The sequence below is a fragment of the Aquimarina intermedia genome (assembly GCF_008124785.1).
Classification (GTDB): Bacteria; Bacteroidota; Bacteroidia; order Flavobacteriales; family Flavobacteriaceae; genus Aquimarina; species Aquimarina intermedia.
In genome coordinates, this window is record NZ_VNHU01000026.1 from 1 (window position 1) to 1,334 (window position 1,334).

Here is a 1,334-nt window from a genome sequence, read left to right on the forward strand (position 1 = left end):
TCAAAATTGTCATCCAACCCATCATTGTCTGTATCGGTTCCTGCCGGAACTATATCAGCTACCCCATCATTATTTGTATCAAAGCCTTCGATAGCCTCTACTATACTGTCGTTGTCTGAATCTAAGTCTAAGTAATCTGCTGTGTCTGCTCCATCAGTGTTCACAGGGGTAAGACCACCTGCGTAGGCATCATCTACTCCGTCATTATTTGCATCAGTACCACTCGGTGCAAGGTATCCTGCCGTTGTTTGAGCCTCCACATTATCTGGAATGCCATCTCCATCGGCATCTTGATCCTGGAAGTTAGGAATACCATCGCCATCAAAATCATTATCGCCAACGGTTCCTTCTGTATATGGATTGTTGTCGCCATCCAGATTCGGATCTTCAACACTGTCTAAAATACCGTCGTTATCGTCATCTAAATCTGCACTGTCAGGAATACCATCACCATCTAAATCACTGGCATCTAAATAATCAGGTGTACCATCCACATTACTGTCTGTTGGGTTCGCAGGGTCTGCGCCTACTTCGGTAAGGGTAACAATACCATCGTTATCATCATCGGTGTCTCGGTAATCCAACTCATCTGCTCCATCTGTATTGTTTAAATCTGCAGAAGGTGTGGTAGTGACTTGTAAACCGTTTGGATCTGAATAATCTGCACTCGAGTCAAAATTGTCATCCAACCCATCATTGTCTGTATCGGTTCCTGCCGGAACTATATCAGCTACCCCATCATTATTTGTATCAAAACCTTCGATAGCATCTACAATACTGTCGTTGTCTGAATCTAAGTCTAAGTAATCTGCTGTGTCTGCTCCATCACTGTTCACAGGGGTAAGTCCACCTGCGTAGGCATCATCTACTCCATCATTATTTGCATCGGTACCAATTGGTGCAGTATAACCTGCTGTACTCTGTGCTTCTACATTATCTGGAATGCCATCGCCATCGGCATCTTGATCCTGGAAGTTAGGAATACCATCGCCGTCAAAATCATTATCGCCAACGGTTCCTTCTGTATACGGGTTGTTGTCACCATCCAGATTCGGATCTTCAACACTGTCTAAAATACCATCGTTATCGTCATCTAAATCTGCACTGTCAGGAATATTATCGCCATCTAAGTCACTGGCATCTAAATAGTCAGGTGTACCATCCACATTACTGTCTGTTGGGTTCGCAGGGTCTGCGCCTACTTCGGTAAGGGTAACAATACCATCGTTATCATCATCGGTGTCTCGGTAATCCAACTCATCTGCTCCATCTGTATTGTTTAAATCTGCAGAAGGTGTGGTAGTGACTTGTAAACCGTTTGGATCTGAATAATC

General features: G+C 43.9%; 1 pseudogene. It reads right to left on the minus strand.

Going from position 1 to position 1,334, the window contains the following annotated elements:
• Positions 1-1,334: pseudogene (locus tag BD809_RS15710) on the minus strand (gliding motility-associated C-terminal domain-containing protein); the annotation flags it as partial.